The sequence below is a fragment of the Clostridium gasigenes genome (assembly GCF_900104115.1).
GTDB lineage: Bacteria > Bacillota > Clostridia > Clostridiales > Clostridiaceae > Clostridium > Clostridium gasigenes.
The window spans coordinates 105899-121674 of the sequence record NZ_FNJM01000005.1; the positions used below are offsets into that span (position 1 = coordinate 105899).

Annotated in this window: 13 protein-coding genes and 1 riboswitch; of the genes, 12 read left to right on the forward strand and 1 reads right to left on the reverse strand. The window is 29.5% G+C overall.

All coding sequences use genetic code 11. The annotated features are described in order from the left end of the window. Positions 1-9 precede the first annotated feature (9 nt). The 4 genes from leuB to ilvC all read left to right on the forward strand — a co-directional run bounded on the left by leuB (position 10) and on the right by ilvC (position 5626). Positions 10-1086: a 3-isopropylmalate dehydrogenase gene (gene leuB / locus BLS77_RS10510; protein ID WP_089969239.1), complete on the forward strand. Its 1077-nt coding sequence runs from the start codon at positions 10-12 to the stop codon at positions 1084-1086. Positions 1087-1195: 109 nt separating this feature from the next. Further along, a complete protein-coding gene (gene ilvD / locus BLS77_RS10515) occupies positions 1196-2854 on the forward strand; it encodes a dihydroxy-acid dehydratase (protein WP_089969242.1) in 1659 nt (552 codons plus the stop codon). A gap of 77 nt (positions 2855-2931) precedes the next feature. Continuing rightward, the gene (gene ilvB, locus BLS77_RS10520) at positions 2932-4605 is read left to right on the forward strand and encodes a biosynthetic-type acetolactate synthase large subunit (RefSeq protein WP_089969244.1); all 1674 of its coding nucleotides are present in this window, start codon (positions 2932-2934) and stop codon (positions 4603-4605) included. A gap of 16 nt (positions 4606-4621) precedes the next feature. Beyond that, entirely contained in the window at positions 4622-5626 is a 1005-nt protein-coding gene (gene ilvC, locus BLS77_RS10525) for a ketol-acid reductoisomerase (RefSeq protein WP_089969247.1), read from the forward strand. 189 nt (positions 5627-5815) lie between these two features. Here the strand turns inward: ilvC and BLS77_RS10530 are convergent, their stop codons facing one another. Beyond that, positions 5816-6439, reverse strand: a complete 624-nt coding sequence (locus tag BLS77_RS10530) for a thioester domain-containing protein (protein ID WP_089969250.1) — start codon at positions 6437-6439, stop codon at positions 5816-5818. 277 nt (positions 6440-6716) lie between these two features. Between BLS77_RS10530 and BLS77_RS10535 the strand changes: the two genes are divergently transcribed. The 8 genes from BLS77_RS10535 (at position 6717) to BLS77_RS10565 (ending at position 15763) form a co-directional block, all read left to right on the forward strand. Beyond that, positions 6717-7010, forward strand: a complete 294-nt coding sequence (locus BLS77_RS10535; protein ID WP_089969253.1) for a GIY-YIG nuclease family protein — start codon at positions 6717-6719, stop codon at positions 7008-7010. 12 nt (positions 7011-7022) lie between these two features. Continuing rightward, positions 7023-7151: riboswitch (SAM riboswitch) on the forward strand. A gap of 104 nt (positions 7152-7255) precedes the next feature. Next, complete coding sequence (locus BLS77_RS10540; protein ID WP_089969256.1) at positions 7256-8410, forward strand: trans-sulfuration enzyme family protein; 1155 nt, start codon at positions 7256-7258, stop codon at positions 8408-8410. Positions 8411-8412: 2 nt separating this feature from the next. Next, positions 8413-9549, forward strand: a complete 1137-nt coding sequence (locus tag BLS77_RS10545; RefSeq protein ID WP_089969259.1) for a trans-sulfuration enzyme family protein — start codon at positions 8413-8415, stop codon at positions 9547-9549. A 172-nt stretch (positions 9550-9721) separates the two neighbouring features. Further along, positions 9722-10033 carry a DUF1540 domain-containing protein gene (locus tag BLS77_RS10550; RefSeq protein WP_089969262.1) on the forward strand — a complete coding sequence of 104 codons (312 nt, stop codon included), beginning with the start codon at positions 9722-9724 and terminating at the stop codon, positions 10031-10033. Beyond that, entirely contained in the window at positions 9990-10355 is a 366-nt protein-coding gene (locus BLS77_RS10555; protein WP_175490831.1) for a DUF1540 domain-containing protein, read from the forward strand. The genes BLS77_RS10550 and BLS77_RS10555 overlap by 44 nt, the downstream gene beginning before the upstream one ends. 513 nt (positions 10356-10868) lie before the next feature. After that, positions 10869-12695: a glutamine--fructose-6-phosphate transaminase (isomerizing) gene (glmS, locus tag BLS77_RS10560; protein WP_089969267.1), complete on the forward strand. Its 1827-nt coding sequence runs from the start codon at positions 10869-10871 to the stop codon at positions 12693-12695. Positions 12696-12820: 125 nt separating this feature from the next. Next, entirely contained in the window at positions 12821-12982 is a 162-nt protein-coding gene (locus BLS77_RS19895) for a hypothetical protein (RefSeq protein WP_167866903.1), read from the forward strand. Positions 12983-13348: 366 nt separating this feature from the next. Then, the gene (locus BLS77_RS10565; protein WP_175490832.1) at positions 13349-15763 is read left to right on the forward strand and encodes a PAS domain-containing sensor histidine kinase; all 2415 of its coding nucleotides are present in this window, start codon (positions 13349-13351) and stop codon (positions 15761-15763) included. The last annotated feature ends 13 nt before the right edge of the window (positions 15764-15776 follow it).

A 15776-nucleotide genomic window follows, 5' to 3' on the forward strand; every position in this document is an offset into this window, starting at 1 on the left:
GGTTTTAAAATGAATTATAAAATAGCGGTTATACCTGGTGACGGAATAGGGCCAGAAGTGATAGAAGAAACAGTAAAAATATTAGATAAAATAGGTGTTGATTTTGGTCATAGTTTTAAGTATGAATATTTATTAGCAGGTGGATGTGCAATAGATGAAAAAGGAACACCACTACCACAAGAAACTTTAGAAGCTTGCAAAAATAGTGATTCAATATTACTTGGAGCAGTAGGTGGACCAAAATGGGATATACCAAATGCAAAAGTAAGACCAGAGCAAGCTCTTTTAGGATTAAGAGGTGGATTAAATCTTTATTGCAACTTAAGACCAGCTCTTTTATATGAACCATTGAAGGATGCATCACCATTAAAGGAAAGCGTAATTGGAGATGGAATTGATATTCTTGTAGTAAGAGAGTTAACAGGTGGAATTTACTTTGGAGAAAGAGGAAAAGAAGAAGTAAATGGTGTTGAAAGTGCTTATGATACAGAAATATATAATGTTAATGAAGTTAAAAGAATAGCTAAAATAGGTTTCGAAACTGCAATGAAAAGAGATAAGAACCTTACAAGTGTAGATAAAGCTAATATATTAGAAAGCTCAAGGCTTTGGAGAAGAGTTGTGGATGAAATGTCTAAAGATTACCCTGAAGTTAAAGTTAATCATCTTTATATTGATAATGCGGCAATGCAACTTGTAAAAGATCCTAAGCAGTTTGATGTAATAGTTACTTCAAACATGTTTGGAGATATTTTATCTGATGAAGCAAGTATGATAACAGGTTCTATAGGAATGTTACCATCAGCATCACTTGGAGATGGGAAACTTGGAATATATGAGCCAATTCATGGAAGTGCTCCAGATATTGCAGGGAAAGGAATAGCAAATCCTTTAGCTACAATACTTTCAGCAGCAATGATGCTTAGACATAGCTTTGGATTAGAAGAAGAAGCTATGTTAATAGAAAAATCAGTAATTGAAGTATTAGAAGAAGGCTATAGAACTGGAGACATAATGAGCTTAGGAATGAAACTTATTGGAACTAAAGAAATTGGAAGATTAGTTTTAAATAAAATAGTTAAGTAACCTGAAAAAATAACGAGTAAGGTGCGATATATATTTTTTTTCTAAGATATTTAAAGTATCTTAGAAAATTAATAAACAAAGATATTTTAAGCTGGAAGAGGTGGAAATTATGAGAAGTGATATAGTTAAAAAGGGGCCATCAAGAGCCCCGCATAGAGCTCTATTTAAGGCTACAGGGTTAACAGATGAAGAAATAAAAAAGCCTTTAATAGGAGTAGTTACATCGCAAAATGATATAATTCCAGGTCATATAAATTTAGATAAGATTGTTGAAGGTGTTAAAAAAGGGATTTTATTATCCGGAGGAACACCTTTAGTATTCCCAACTATAGGAGTATGTGATGGTATTGCGATGGGACACGTGGGAATGAGATATTCTCTAGCAACAAGAGAACTTATAGCAGATACAATTGAGTGTATGACAATGGCTCATGGGTTTGATGCATTAGTTTTAATTCCAAACTGTGACAAAATTGTACCAGGGATGATAATGGCAGCACTTAGATTAAATATTCCAGCAGTTGTTGTAAGTGGTGGGCCAATGCTTGCAGGTAAGTTTAAAGATAAACCAGTATCGCTTTCAACTGTGTTTGAAGCAGTAGGTGCTTTTGAAAATGGTGCAATGCTAGAAGGTGATTTATGTGATTTAGAAAATAAAGCATGTCCAACTTGTGGCTCTTGTTCTGGTATGTTTACTGCAAATTCTATGAATTGCTTAGCAGAAGCATTAGGGCTTGCATTACCAGGAAATGGAACAATACCGGCAGTTTATTCAGAAAGAATAAGACTTGCTAAATATGCGGGTATGGCAGTGATGAATTTATTGGAGAAGGATATTAAGCCAAGAGATATAGTAAATGAAAAAGCAATAAGGAATGCATTAACTGTAGATATGGCGCTTGGATGTTCAACTAATAGTGTACTTCATTTAACAGCTATAGCAAATGAAGCTAAGATTGAAATGAATTTAGATATTATAAATGAAGTATCATCAAAAACGCCAAACCTTTGCAAATTAGCACCGGCATCCGAAACTCATATTGAGGATTTATATTGGGCAGGTGGAATACAAGCAGTAATTAAAGAATTATCTAAGAAGAATTTATTGAACTTAGATTGTATTACAGCAACATCAAAAACTCATGCTGAAAACATAGAGAAAGTAGAGGTCTTAGATAATACAGTAATAAAAAATATAGATAATCCATATAGTGAAACTGGTGGAATTGCAGTGCTTAGAGGTAATTTAGCAAAGGATGGGGCTGTAGTTAAAAGATCTGCAGTGGTTTTAGAGATGCTAAAACATGAGGGGCCAGCAAGAGTATTTAATTCTGAAGAAGAAACAATAGACGCAATACGTTCTAAGAAGATTGTATCAGGAGATGTAGTAGTAATTAGATATGAAGGACCTAAGGGTGGCCCTGGAATGAGAGAAATGTTATCACCAACTTCAGCAATTGCAGGAATGGGACTGGATAAAAGTGTAGCATTAATAACAGATGGTAGATTTAGTGGAGCAACTAAAGGGGCTGCCATAGGACATGTATCACCAGAAGCTGCAGAAGGTGGAGTTATTGCACTAGTAGAAGAAGGGGATATAATTTCAATTGATATAAATGAAGGAAAGCTTGAACTTTTAGTTTCTGATGAAGTTTTAGAAGAAAGAAGAAAAAAATTAAAAATTCAAGAACCTAAAATAAAAGAAGGATATTTAGCTCGTTATGCTAAACTTGTAAGTTCGGCTAGTGCGGGGGCTGTATATAAGTAAGAGGCATATACAAGAAATAATAAACTGTATATAGGAATATTATTTTTTGAAGGTGCCTAAAATAAGGAGGGGGCAATGTGTTATTAACTGGGGCAGAAATACTAATAAAATCTTTGATAGATGAAGGTGTTAAAACTATATTTGGATATCCAGGGGGATCTGTTTTAAATATTTATGATGAACTATATAAATATAGTAAGGAAATAAATCATATTTTAACAAGTCATGAGCAAGGGGCAGCTCATGCAGCAGATGGATATTCAAGAGCAACTGGCAGAGTAGGAGTTTGTCTTGCAACATCAGGGCCGGGAGCAACAAACTTAGTAACAGGAATTGCAACTGCTTATATGGATTCAGTTCCTATGGTAGCTATAACTGGAAATGTACCAAAAGCACTACTTGGAAAAGATAGTTTTCAAGAAGTAGATATAACGGGTATTACAATACCAATAACTAAACACAATTATATAGTTAAAGATGTTAATGAATTACAAAATATAATAAGAGAAGCATTTTATATAGCACAAGAAGGAAGGCCAGGGCCAGTTCTTATAGATATTCCAAAGGATATTACAGCAAATAAAGCTATATATGAAAAGTTAATACCAAAGAATGTAGAAAAGAAAGAAAAACACATAACAGCAAAATCCTTAGAAGAAGTAGCACTGCTTATAAATGAATGTAATAGACCTTTTATATATGCAGGTGGTGGGGTTAACATAGCAGGAGCTAGCGAGGAAGTAATTAGATTTGCAGAAAAAATAAATGCGCCACTAGCAACTACATTAATGAGTACATCGGCTATTCCTTGCAATCATAGACTTTATACAGGAATGATAGGAATGCATGGAACTAAAGCATCAAACGTTGCTGCAACGAAATGTGATTTATTAATAACACTTGGAGCTAGATTTAGCGATAGAGTAATTAGTAGCCCAGATCATATTAAAAATGCAAAGATTGTTCAACTTGAAGTTGATCCAGCTGAAGTAAATAAAAATGTAAAGGTTGATGCATTTATAATAGGTGATTTAAAAGTAAGTTTAGAGAGTCTAATGCCGTTAATTAACAATAAGAAAAATGAAGAATGGCTTAATAATATAAATAATCTTAAAACTATTAAAAAGTTAGAAATGCCAGAAGAAGGACCTTTAACACCAAAGTTTTTATTTGAGAAATTAGATAAATTTGATAAAGGGGATTTTATAATTACAACAGAAGTTGGTCAACATCAAATGTGGGCTGCGCAATATTTTAATTATAAAACACCAAGAACATTTATATCATCTGGTGGGCTTGGAACTATGGGGTTTGGACTTGGAGCATCTATAGGTGCTCAAATGGCGAAAAAGGATAAGAGAGTCTTTAACATTGCTGGAGATGGTAGCTTTGGTATGAATTGTAATGAATTAGTTACAGCAGTTAAAAATAATCTACCAATTATAGTGATAATTATGAACAATAATTCGTTAGGGATGGTAAGGCAATGGCAAAGCTTATTCTATGAAGAAAGATATTCAGAAACTACTCTTAATAGATCTACTGACTTTGTAAAATTAGCAGAGGCTTTTGGGGCGAAAGGGTTAAGAGTATCAATGAAAGAAAATTTAGAAGAAGTTTTAAAAGATGCTTTAAATACTAATGGACCAGTTGTTATTGATTATATAATACACAGTGACAAAAAAGTATTTCCAATGGTTGCACCAGGTGAACCGATCGATCAGATCATAATGGAAGAAGATTTAAAATAATTAGGGGGCTAAAAAAATGGCAAAGATGTATTATGCAAAGGACACAAATTTAGAATTATTAAAAAATAAGAAGGTAGCAGTAATTGGTTATGGTAGCCAAGGTCATGCTCATGCATTAAATTTACATGAAAGTGGAATTGATGTAGTAGTTGGTCTTTATGAAGGCAGTAAATCGTGGAATAGAGCAAAAGAAGCGGGGCTTAAAGTTGCAACAGTTGAAGAGGCTTCTAAGGCAGCAGATGTAATAATGATATTAGTTCCAGATGAAAAGCAAAGAGCTATATATGAAGCTGGAATTGCACCTTATTTAGAAGAGGGTAATGCTTTAGTATTTGCACATGGATTCAATATTCATTACACTCAAATAGTTCCACCTGCAAATGTAGATGTATATATGGTTGCACCAAAGGGGCCAGGACATATGGTAAGAAGAACATATACAGAAGGATCAGGAGTTCCATGTTTAATAGCGGTTCATCAAGATTACAGCGGCAAGGCTAAAGATTATGCTTTAGCTTATGCAAATGGAATAGGTGGAGCAAGAGCTGGTATATTAGAAACCACTTTTAAAGATGAAACGGAAACAGATTTATTTGGAGAACAAGCAGTTCTTTGTGGTGGATGTACAGCTCTTATAAAAGCTGGGTTTGAAACTTTAGTAGAAGCTGGATATGCACCAGAAAATGCGTACTTTGAATGTCTACATGAAATGAAATTAATAGTAGATCTAATGTATCAAGGTGGTATGAGTATGATGAGATATTCAATTTCAGATACTGCTGAATATGGTGATTATGTAGTTGGAAACAGAATAGTAACAGATGAAACTAAGAAAGAAATGAAGAAAATATTAACTGAAATTCAAGATGGTACTTTCGCTAAAAACTGGTTAGTTGAAAACATGGTAGGAAGACCAAATTTCAATGCAACAAGAAGAATGGAATCAGAGCATCAAATCGAAACTGTAGGTAAAGAGTTAAGAGGAATGATGAGCTGGATAGATAGCAAGAAATTAGATTAGGCATTTAAAAAAACATAAGTTAATTATAAAAAAAGGGGGTCATTCATAAATTATTATTAAAATAATTATGAATGACCCTCTTTTATAAAATTTTATACTAAATTAGAACTCTCTTTTTTCTTTAAACATAAGATTAAACGTTCAAGATAGAATATTAGGTCTAGCATTTTTATTTTACAATGTCTAATATTATTTACCCTGGATAATATTAGACTCATCAATTATTGGAGAAATATCTGAAATAGGAAGACTTTCAGATATATTTATTGATAATATAACCACATGTTGAATGCTATCTGCAGTGAAAAATAAGTTTGTATCATAATTCAATTTAACATTTTTTAGAGTTAAAGAATTATTATATATAGTATTTATAGCTGTTATTATTTCAGGTCTATCTCCAGTTATTTTAGAAGTGTCATAACCCTCTATATAGCTCCAAATAGCAATTTGGGTTGCAAAGTAAGCGTCCTCTTCAGAGGGCAAGTTTAAATCCTTGGGTGATCTATTTGGGTAACCACAAGCTAAAATATTTTCAATATCATAGTTCACAGTGCCTTGATTAGTAAAAATTTCACTATGAGGATAATCTTTATTTATTTGCAAACAATAACCAATTCCGTTAGCAGAGGTTAATTTTTTAGCTACCATAGAAAAATTGTCATAATAGACTTTTCCTAAAATAATATTACTGGTATCAATAACTAATCCATTAGGACTAGCCTGTGAAGAAAAAGTTGCAAAGCTTGTAAATAAAAATAAACTTAATATTAAAGTTATAAGTAGAAATCTTGGTTTATTAGAAATTTTCATATAAATATTTCCTCCTAATTAATTTTGTTGGTAATAGTGTTAGTATTTATTAAAGAAAATATGTAAATATAAACAATTATTTTTTAAATTATATTAATATAATAATTAGATTTTCAAGTCGGAATATAACCTGTTTAATAAAATAGGTTATAGATAGTTTGAAAAATATCGAGATAATATATTGAACAAAAGGGGGAAATAGCTCAAATAAGAGGTATAGAATAGTGTATAATAAGAGCATGGAAAACAAGTGAAAGATATATTATAGGAGATAAAAATGAATTACATGTATATATTAAAATGTTCAGATAGTTCATTATATACAGGGTGGACTAATGATTTAGATAAGAGATTTAAAGTTCATTCACAAGGAAAGGGAGCAAAATATACTAAAGGAAGATTACCTGTAGAGTTAGTTTATTTTGAAGAATTTGACAATAAAATTGAGGCTATGAAAAGAGAATATGAAGTTAAACAACTAACCAGAAAAGAAAAACAAAAATTAATTATAGAGAATGGATATAAAAAAAAGATTGACAAAAAAAGTGAAAGCAATATAATAGAGTTATAAATTTAATATTAGATCTTATTAAGAGTGGTGGAGGGACTGGCCCTTTGAAACCCAGCAACCTATTTGATTAAATAACAATTTTAATTGATATTTAAATGAATGTGGTGCTAATTCCTGCAGGGTTATCCTGAAAAATAAGAAGAAAAGTAATATTCAGTATTACTATTAGACTAGATTATTCTAAGTCGCTTTTCATTTTATGAGAAGTGACTTTTTTTTATCTAAAAATAAAAGGGGGCAATTTTATGAGCAATTTTAATGCATGCCATTTTGAAACAAGTGCAGTTAGGGGTGCTAGTGGTGGAGATGAGAAAACTGGGGCAATAAGTTTTCCAATATACCAAGCAGCTACATTTAAGCATAATGGATTACATGAAAGCACCGGATATGATTATTCAAGACTTCAAAATCCGACAAGAGAAGAACTAGAAAAAACTATAGCATTATTAGAATGTGGAAAAGAATCATTAGGGTTTTCAACAGGAGTAGCAGCTATAACAGCTTGTATAAATCTATTGGAATCTGGAGATCATGTGATTTTATCAGAGGATTTATATGGAGGAACATTTAGATTATTCAATGATATATACAGAATATATCATATTGAAGCAACATTTGTTGATACATCAAAAGAAGATGAAATTATAAAGGCTATAAAAAATAATACAAAAGTTATATTTGTAGAAACACCATCAAATCCATTAATGAGGATAACAGATATAAATATGATAGTAGATATATGTAAGAAGTATAACTTTATATCTATAGTAGATAATACATTTTTGACACCATATTACCAAAAACCTTTAAATCTCGGAATTGATTTAGTAGTTCATAGTGGCACTAAATATTTAGGTGGACATAATGATGTGCTCGCAGGATTTATAGTAGCTAATAACGAGGAGTTAATTAGTAAGCTTAGAATAATTCAAAAATCCACGGGAGCTACTCTTTCACCTTTTGATTCTTGGCTAGTATTAAGAGGATTGAAAACACTTCATATTAGAATGGATAGATGCCAAGAGAATGCTATTAAAATAGCTAACTGGTTAAAAGAAAATAAAAATATAGATAAGGTTTTTTATGTAGGGCTAAAAGAACATAAAGGATATGACGTAAATCAACTTCAAAGCAGGGGATTTGGAGCCATGATTTCATTTAGGGTAAAAGATAAAAATATAATTCCTAAAATATTATCAGGAGTAAGAGTTATTTCTTTTGCAGAAAGCTTAGGTGGAGTTGAGACATTAGTAACATATCCTTATACACAAACCCATGCAGAAATTCCGCTAGAAATTAAAGAAAAATTAGGGGTAGATGAATATCTATTAAGACTTTCTATTGGAATAGAGAAGATAGATGATTTAATAAAAGATTTAGAAAATGTATTGGAGGAATAATTATGAAATTTGGAACAAAAATTTTACATGGAGAGGGAAGTATAGATAAAAATACAGGCGCATTAAGTACGCCTATATACCAAACATCAACATATCATCAATTTGATATAGAAAATTTTGGGAAATATGACTATTCAAGATCTGCAAACCCAACTAGAGAGGTTTTAGAAAATTCTATAGCAGAATTAGAAGGTGGAAAATATGGATATGCATTTTCGTCTGGGATGGCTGCAATATCATCAGTTTTAAGTATTTTTTCAGCAGGAGATCACATTATAGTTTGTGGAGATGTCTATGGAGGAACTTATAGAGCTGTAACACAATTATTTTCAAGATTTAATATAGAATTTACTTTTGTAGATGCATCGGAGAATCTAAATATAAAAAATGCAATAAAGGAAAATACAAAAGCGATATATTTAGAAACACCATCAAATCCATTGTTAAAAATTATAGATTTAAAAGCTTCAATTAAGTTAGCAAAAGAGTGTGGTGCAGTTGTTATTGTAGATAATACTTTTATGTCACCATATTTACAAAGGCCATTGGAATTAGGGGCGGATATAGTTGTGCATAGTGCAACAAAATTTATTGGGGGGCATAGTGATGTAATTGCAGGGCTTGCAGTTACAAGGGATGAGGCTATTGGCAAAAGAATATATCAAATCCAAAATACATTTGGAGCAATACTTGGGCCACAAGATTGTTGGTTAATTCTAAGAGGGCTAAAGACATTAAAAGTGAGAATGAAAGAATCACAAAAAAATGCAGAAGAGTTAGCTTCCTGGTTAGAAGATAGAGAAGAAGTAGAAGCTGTATATTATCCTGGATTAGATTCACATAAGGGAAAGGATATTCACTTTAGTCAAGCATATGGTGGTGGTGCAGTATTATCTTTCAAATTAAAGAATTTAGAAAAAACAACAGAATTTTTAAATAAAGTAACAAATGTTGCAGTGGCAGTAAGCCTAGGGGCAGTGGAAACAATAGTTTCTTATCCTGTAAAAATGAGTCATGCGTCAATACCAAAAGAAGAAAGAGAAAAATTAGGAGTAACAGACACTTTAATAAGAGTTTCGTTAGGGATTGAAGATATTGAAGATATAATAAAATCTTTTGAAGATGCCTTAGTTAAATAAGAAAATATAAATAATTAATATTAGTAAAAGTGAGTTATAGATACATATAAAATTACATTGTATAAAAACATTTATATTACACAAAATACTAAATGAAATAAGAAAGTCTGAAAAACAACTATATAATTTATAGTTGTTTTTGAAGATATGTAAGTTTAAGGAGGATTTTAGTATGGCTAAATTAAATTGTTCAGTTAAAAATTGTACTAATAATTATGATAGTTATTGTTGTATAAATGAAATAAAAGTAGTTGGAGCACAAGCAAGTGCTTCAGAAGCAACTTGTTGCGAAAATTTTCAAGAATCTGAGGACGCTTTTACTAATAATATTCAAACACCAAATATAAATTTAAGTATTAATTGTGAGGCAACAAATTGTAATCACAATTCTAATTGCACTTGTGAGGCTGATTATGTAGATATTAATGGCGCTTGGGCTTATGAATGTGGAGAAACAAAATGTTCAAGTTTCTCTTGCAAATAATAATATGACAGGATTAATGTGCAGTGTGACTAGCTGTGCTTTCAATAAAGAAAACAAATGTTGCAATAATTCTATTTGTGTTGGTGGAAAATTAGCATCGCAATCTAGTAACACGTATTGCTCAAGCTTTCAAGAAGCAAAATTTTTAGTAAGTTTAAATGAAAATGGCAAAAATAGTGTATATATAGAATGTGAAGCTGAAAACTGTATTCATAATAAAGATGGAGAATGTAGTGCAGAAAATATTATTATAAGTAGTGAAAATATCAATGAATACAATGATACAATGTGTGGAAGTTTTGAGGTATCAATTATTAAATAGAAAATTTATAGGTAGCTCAACTAAGCTACCTATTGTTATTTATAAGTTTATTTTAGAACTCCTAAAGTCAAAGCAAATTAATAGTTAAGTTTTGTATAAAGGTCTAGACATCTATATGTATAGTTGTTAAGTTGAGTAAACAAGAGAAAGTAGGAGTAATATAAGAATAATTGCTATATATAATGGTAAATGAATAAATTTAATAAAAAACAGTTGATTTTAAGAAAAAAAGTGTTAAAATTAGTAAGAGTTTAAAAAAGTTTTGCATAGAATAAACTATATAAAGAATAATGGAGGTGAAATTAAAGCTAAAAATTAATTATTAATTATTAAAAATAAAAGCGCCAGAACTAATATGAATTTCAATTTAGTTGACGAGGATGGGGAGTATCGATTCTTCGGCGGGTGCCCCACGGTATGCACTACCGTAAAAGGTTAATAAAACTACGAAGTAATTTGTAGCACAACATTAGCTAGGTGTTAAAAACTTACGAGAAGGAAGGAAGAAATAATATGTGCGGAATAGTTGGATATGTAGGAAATAGAGAGGCATCGCCTATTTTAGTTGAAGGATTATCAAAACTTGAATACAGAGGATATGATTCAGCAGGAGTTGCAATAATAGAAAATGGAGATCTTACAGTTAAAAGATGTAAAGGTCGTTTAAAGAATTTAGAGAACAACTTACAAAAGAAACCAGTAAAAGGGACTATAGGAATAGGACATACTAGATGGGCAACTCATGGAGAGCCTTCAGATAGTAATTCACATCCTCATAGTAATGCTGAAGGAACAATCAGTGTTGTTCATAATGGAATAATAGAGAATTATATAAAACTTAGAGAATGGTTAGGTAGTAAAGGATATAAGTTTTATTCAGAAACAGATACAGAGGTAATTCCAAATCTAATAGATTATTATTATAAAGGTGACTTATTTGAAGCGTTAACAAAAGCTATAACTAAAATGGAAGGAAGCTATGCAATAGGTGTAATTTGCAAAAATGAACCAGATAAGCTTATAGCGGTTAGAAAAGACAGCCCATTAATAGTTGGACTTGGAAAAGACGAATTCTTCATAGCGTCAGATATACCAGCAGTACTTGAATATACAAGAGAAGTTTATTTACTAGAAGATAAAGAATTTGTAATAATTACAAATGATGGAGTAACACTTAAAACAGAAGATGGAGAAGTAATAGATAAAGAAATTTTTCATGTTACTTGGGATATAGATGCAGCAGAAAAAGGTGGATTTGAAGATTTCATGCTTAAAGAAGTTTACGAACAACCTAAAGCTATAAGAGATACATTAACATCAAGAATAGCAGGTGATGCAAAAGTATCATTAGAAAATATAAAGTTTACAAAAGAAGAATTAGATAAGTTTGATAGAGTGTTTATAGTAGCTTGTGGAACAGCGTATCATGCAGGATTAGTTGGGAAAACAGTAATTGAAAATTTAGCTAAGATTCCTGTGGAAGTAGATATTGCATCAGAGTTTAGATATAGACAACCGTTAATTACTAAAAATTCACTATTAATAGTAATAAGTCAATCTGGAGAAACAGCAGATACATTAGCAGTTTTAAGAGATTCTAAAAAGCTAGGAGCAACAGTTTTAGCAGTAACAAATGTAGTTGGAAGTTCAGTTTCAAGAGAAGCTCACCATGTTTTATATACATGGGCAGGTCCAGAAATTGCAGTTGCATCAACAAAAGCTTATGAAACACAATTAATAGCAATGTATATACTAGGATTATATTTAGGTGAGGTTAAAGAAACAATATCTAAAGAAGAATCTAGTATTATAAAAGAAGAAATAGCTAATTTACCAAGTAAGGTAGAAATGATATTAACTCAGAAAGAAGAGCTACAAAAATTTGCTGCCAAGAATTATATGGATAAGGATGTGTTTTTCTTAGGAAGAGGTCTTGATTATGCAATAGCATTAGAAGGATCATTAAAATTAAAGGAAATATCATATATTCATTCAGAAGCCTATGCAGGTGGAGAATTAAAGCATGGACCAATAGCTTTAATAGAAAAAGGAACAGTAGTTATTGCATTGTTAACTCAAGATAAACTTAAAGATAAGATGATAAGTAATATAAGAGAAGTTATAACAAGAGGAGCTAAGGTTTTAGCTATTGCAAATGAAGGCGATAAAGATATAGAAGGTGTAGTTGATGGAGTTATTTATATACCAAATACAAATCCAATATTAACACCAGTATTATCAGTAGTACCACTTCAATTAATAGCTTATTATATGGCGAAAGAAAAGGGTTGTGACGTGGATAAACCACGTAACTTAGCAAAATCAGTTACTGTAGAATAGAGAATTTATTTTAATAGGTAAGAGTATAGGTTTATAAAAAATGAATCTAAATGCATTATATGGTTATACTATAATTATAAGTATGTTGTGTAATCATAAATTTATAATCTATGGGGTGAAATATTATGGAAAATGAATTAGTAAAATTATTAAATGAATATAAAGAAACAGAAGAAGCTTTGGGCTTAGGGATGGATTGGTTAATAGAAAAAGATTATGCAAAAGGGAAACTAGATTTAGTGAAAGTAATAATAGCTGATTTAGAAAAATTAACTAAGGAAGTTTAATCTAACTATTTATTTTTTGAAGATACCTCAATATTAAAATACTCAAATATATATAGCTACACACTCATACATTTATTGTATGAGTGTGTAGCTTTTTTTATTTTAAAAGGTAATAAAATAATGTGTATAATATTATTGAAAAATATAGTAAATATTGAGTTTAAAACAAATATCTTGACAGTATATGGATAAATAATTATATTGTATACAAGGATACTATTAGGAAAAATTATATTATTTACAAAAAAACTATGCTAAAAATAAAGAAAAGTGTAGTTTTTTTGTAAATTTTGCTAAAAAATGTATACTAATGAAAAGAGACAATGGTATTATGAAATAGTAACATTATGTTTAAATTGCTAATGAGTGAAGAGGGGAATGGATATAGGAATGGAAATGAGTTTAATAAATACTAAGGATAAAAAGTTAATAAATAGAAAAATTAAAATAGTATTATTGTTATCTATAATTACAATATCTATATTTATTATCAATTTAATAAATATAGATAAAGTGAATATATTTTCAAATGAAATGTGTAGTAGTATCATAAGCATAAATTATGTTCTTGCATTTATGGCTGTAATTACATGTTGGTTATATTACTACATGTATAAGAAAGATGAGTTTTTCGTAATAACATTACTTTATATAAGCATTGTTAGTGAATATTTATGCGAAACTATTTTTATGATAAAATCAGAACAAGTATCTAAAATGATAGGTCTATTAATATTTACTTCAATATTTAGAATGATATTAATTACACTTATTATAAAAGAAGATAATAAATTAACTAAATGGTTAAATAAAAGAAGAGAACTATCGGTAATAATATCAGTAGTAGTGACTGTTGCTTTAATATTATTAGAAATACATTTTAAATATAGTAAGTTAATTATTAGTAGTAGAAACGTAATTATAATTTTGAACTTAGGAATAATAGTTTATTACAGTATTGTTATGACTATATTAGCTATTAAAATTATCAAGAAAAGTGATTTTATATGGGGAATAATAATAGCTAGTATAAATATGTTCATACTAAGAAAAATATATTCAATAATGGGTGTGTATAATTTTAATTTCAATGTTAATGTTAATTTATATTCTTGGTGCAAAATATTTACAGCGTGTGGTTTTTTTATATTAATAATAGGATTATTTATTGAAATAGTAAGTAGAGTTAAGGAAAATGAGGCTCTAAAGGAAGAACTTCAAGTGTTTTATAATTTAACTGATCAGAATCCTATAAATAATGTAATTATGTATAATGAAAAAAATGAAGTTATATATGCCAATAAATTAATGAGAGATAATGGATATAGTGAAGGGAATGATAAAAATAATACATATAAAAATATAAATATATTAAATAATAATATAGATATTAAAGAAATTAATCAGATTAATATAAATAATCAAAAGAATAGTAAAAATGTTTATTTTAAAGATATAATATTTTTAAAGAGTGGTAGTATAGTTAAATTAGATATTAGACAAGTTGAAATTAATAAGACTAAATCAAGAAGAGTAGTATCTTTTAGAGATATTACGGAAGATTATAAAAGGAATAGAGAAATAAAAATAAATGAAAACAAATTTATAACTATGACTGAAAGTATTAAAGATATAATATATACTCTAGATTTAGATGGCAACATTACTTATGTAAATACTATGGTTGAGCAAGTTGTCGGATACTCTAAGGAAGAATTAATAGGCGAAAAATACAATATTCTTTTAGATGAGATCCAGGAGAGTACATATAATTTCCTGAAAAACAATTATAAAGATAGTGCATTTATGGAGCACGATGTTGTGTGTAAAGATAAGAGTATAATTGTTATGGAATCGGTTGTTAGTAGAATTTATACTGACAACAACGAATTAGTTGGACATGTTATAGTTTCAAGAGATATTAGTTATAGAAATGAATTTGAATATTTAAAATTAAAATATAATGAAATGAAAGCTTATGACAAGATAAGAAATGAATTTTTTGCTAATTTATCTCATGAAATAAGGACACCTATAAATATAATTTATTCTTGTTTTCAATTATTGAGTATTCAGAAGGAAAACGGAGCTGAATCATTAGCTATCTATTATAATAAATATGAGGGAACAATTAAACAAAATTGCTTTAGAATGTTAAGGCTCGTAAATAATTTAATAGATATTAGTAAAATAGATTCAGGATTCATAAAAATGAAATTTGGGAATCATAATATAATAAATTTAGTAGAAGATATAACTTTATCAATAGTACCCTATGTAGAAGCTAAAAAAATAAATATAATGTTTGATACAGAAGTGGAAGAATTAGAAATAAAGTGTGATCCAGATGAAATAGAGAGGGTTATGTTAAATATTATATCAAATGCTATAAAGTTTAATGATGTCGGTGGAAATATATTTGTAAATATATCAGTTAATGAAACTTGGGTAGAAATTAGTGTTAAAGATACTGGAATTGGAGTGTCAAAGGAGTTAAGAGAATACATATTTGAACGGTTTATACAAAGTGATAAATCTTTAAACAGAAAAAAGGAAGGTAGTGGAATTGGACTGGCATTAGTTAAGTCTTTAGTGGAACTGCATAATGGAGAGGTTTACTTAAATGATAATGAAGGTAAAGGTAGTGAGTTTATAGTTAGATTACCTAATATTATTTGTGAGAACATTCAGGAAGAAGTTAAAAATATAAGTGGAAATAATTCTAAGCCTACAGAAGAAAAAATATCTATAGAATTATCAGATATTTATGATTTATTATAAATTAATATTATAA

Excerpts from the sequence above, each read along its gene's own strand:
- leuB (WP_089969239.1), top strand. The coding sequence starts at position 10 with ATGAATTATAAAATAGCGGTTATACCTGGTGACGGAATAGGGCCAGAA.
- ilvD (WP_089969242.1), top strand. The coding sequence starts at position 1,196 with ATGAGAAGTGATATAGTTAAAAAGGGGCCATCAAGAGCCCCGCATAGA.
- ilvC (WP_089969247.1), top strand. The coding sequence starts at position 4,622 with ATGGCAAAGATGTATTATGCAAAGGACACAAATTTAGAATTATTAAAA.
- BLS77_RS10530 (WP_089969250.1), bottom strand. The coding sequence starts at position 6,439 with ATGAAAATTTCTAATAAACCAAGATTTCTACTTATAACTTTAATATTA.
- BLS77_RS10535 (WP_089969253.1), top strand. The coding sequence starts at position 6,717 with ATGAATTACATGTATATATTAAAATGTTCAGATAGTTCATTATATACA.
- BLS77_RS10540 (WP_089969256.1), top strand. The coding sequence starts at position 7,256 with ATGAGCAATTTTAATGCATGCCATTTTGAAACAAGTGCAGTTAGGGGT.
- BLS77_RS10545 (WP_089969259.1), top strand. The coding sequence starts at position 8,413 with ATGAAATTTGGAACAAAAATTTTACATGGAGAGGGAAGTATAGATAAA.
- BLS77_RS10550 (WP_089969262.1), top strand. The coding sequence starts at position 9,722 with ATGGCTAAATTAAATTGTTCAGTTAAAAATTGTACTAATAATTATGAT.
- BLS77_RS10555 (WP_175490831.1), top strand. The coding sequence starts at position 9,990 with ATGAATGTGGAGAAACAAAATGTTCAAGTTTCTCTTGCAAATAATAAT.
- glmS (WP_089969267.1), top strand. The coding sequence starts at position 10,869 with ATGTGCGGAATAGTTGGATATGTAGGAAATAGAGAGGCATCGCCTATT.
- BLS77_RS19895 (WP_167866903.1), top strand. The coding sequence starts at position 12,821 with ATGGAAAATGAATTAGTAAAATTATTAAATGAATATAAAGAAACAGAA.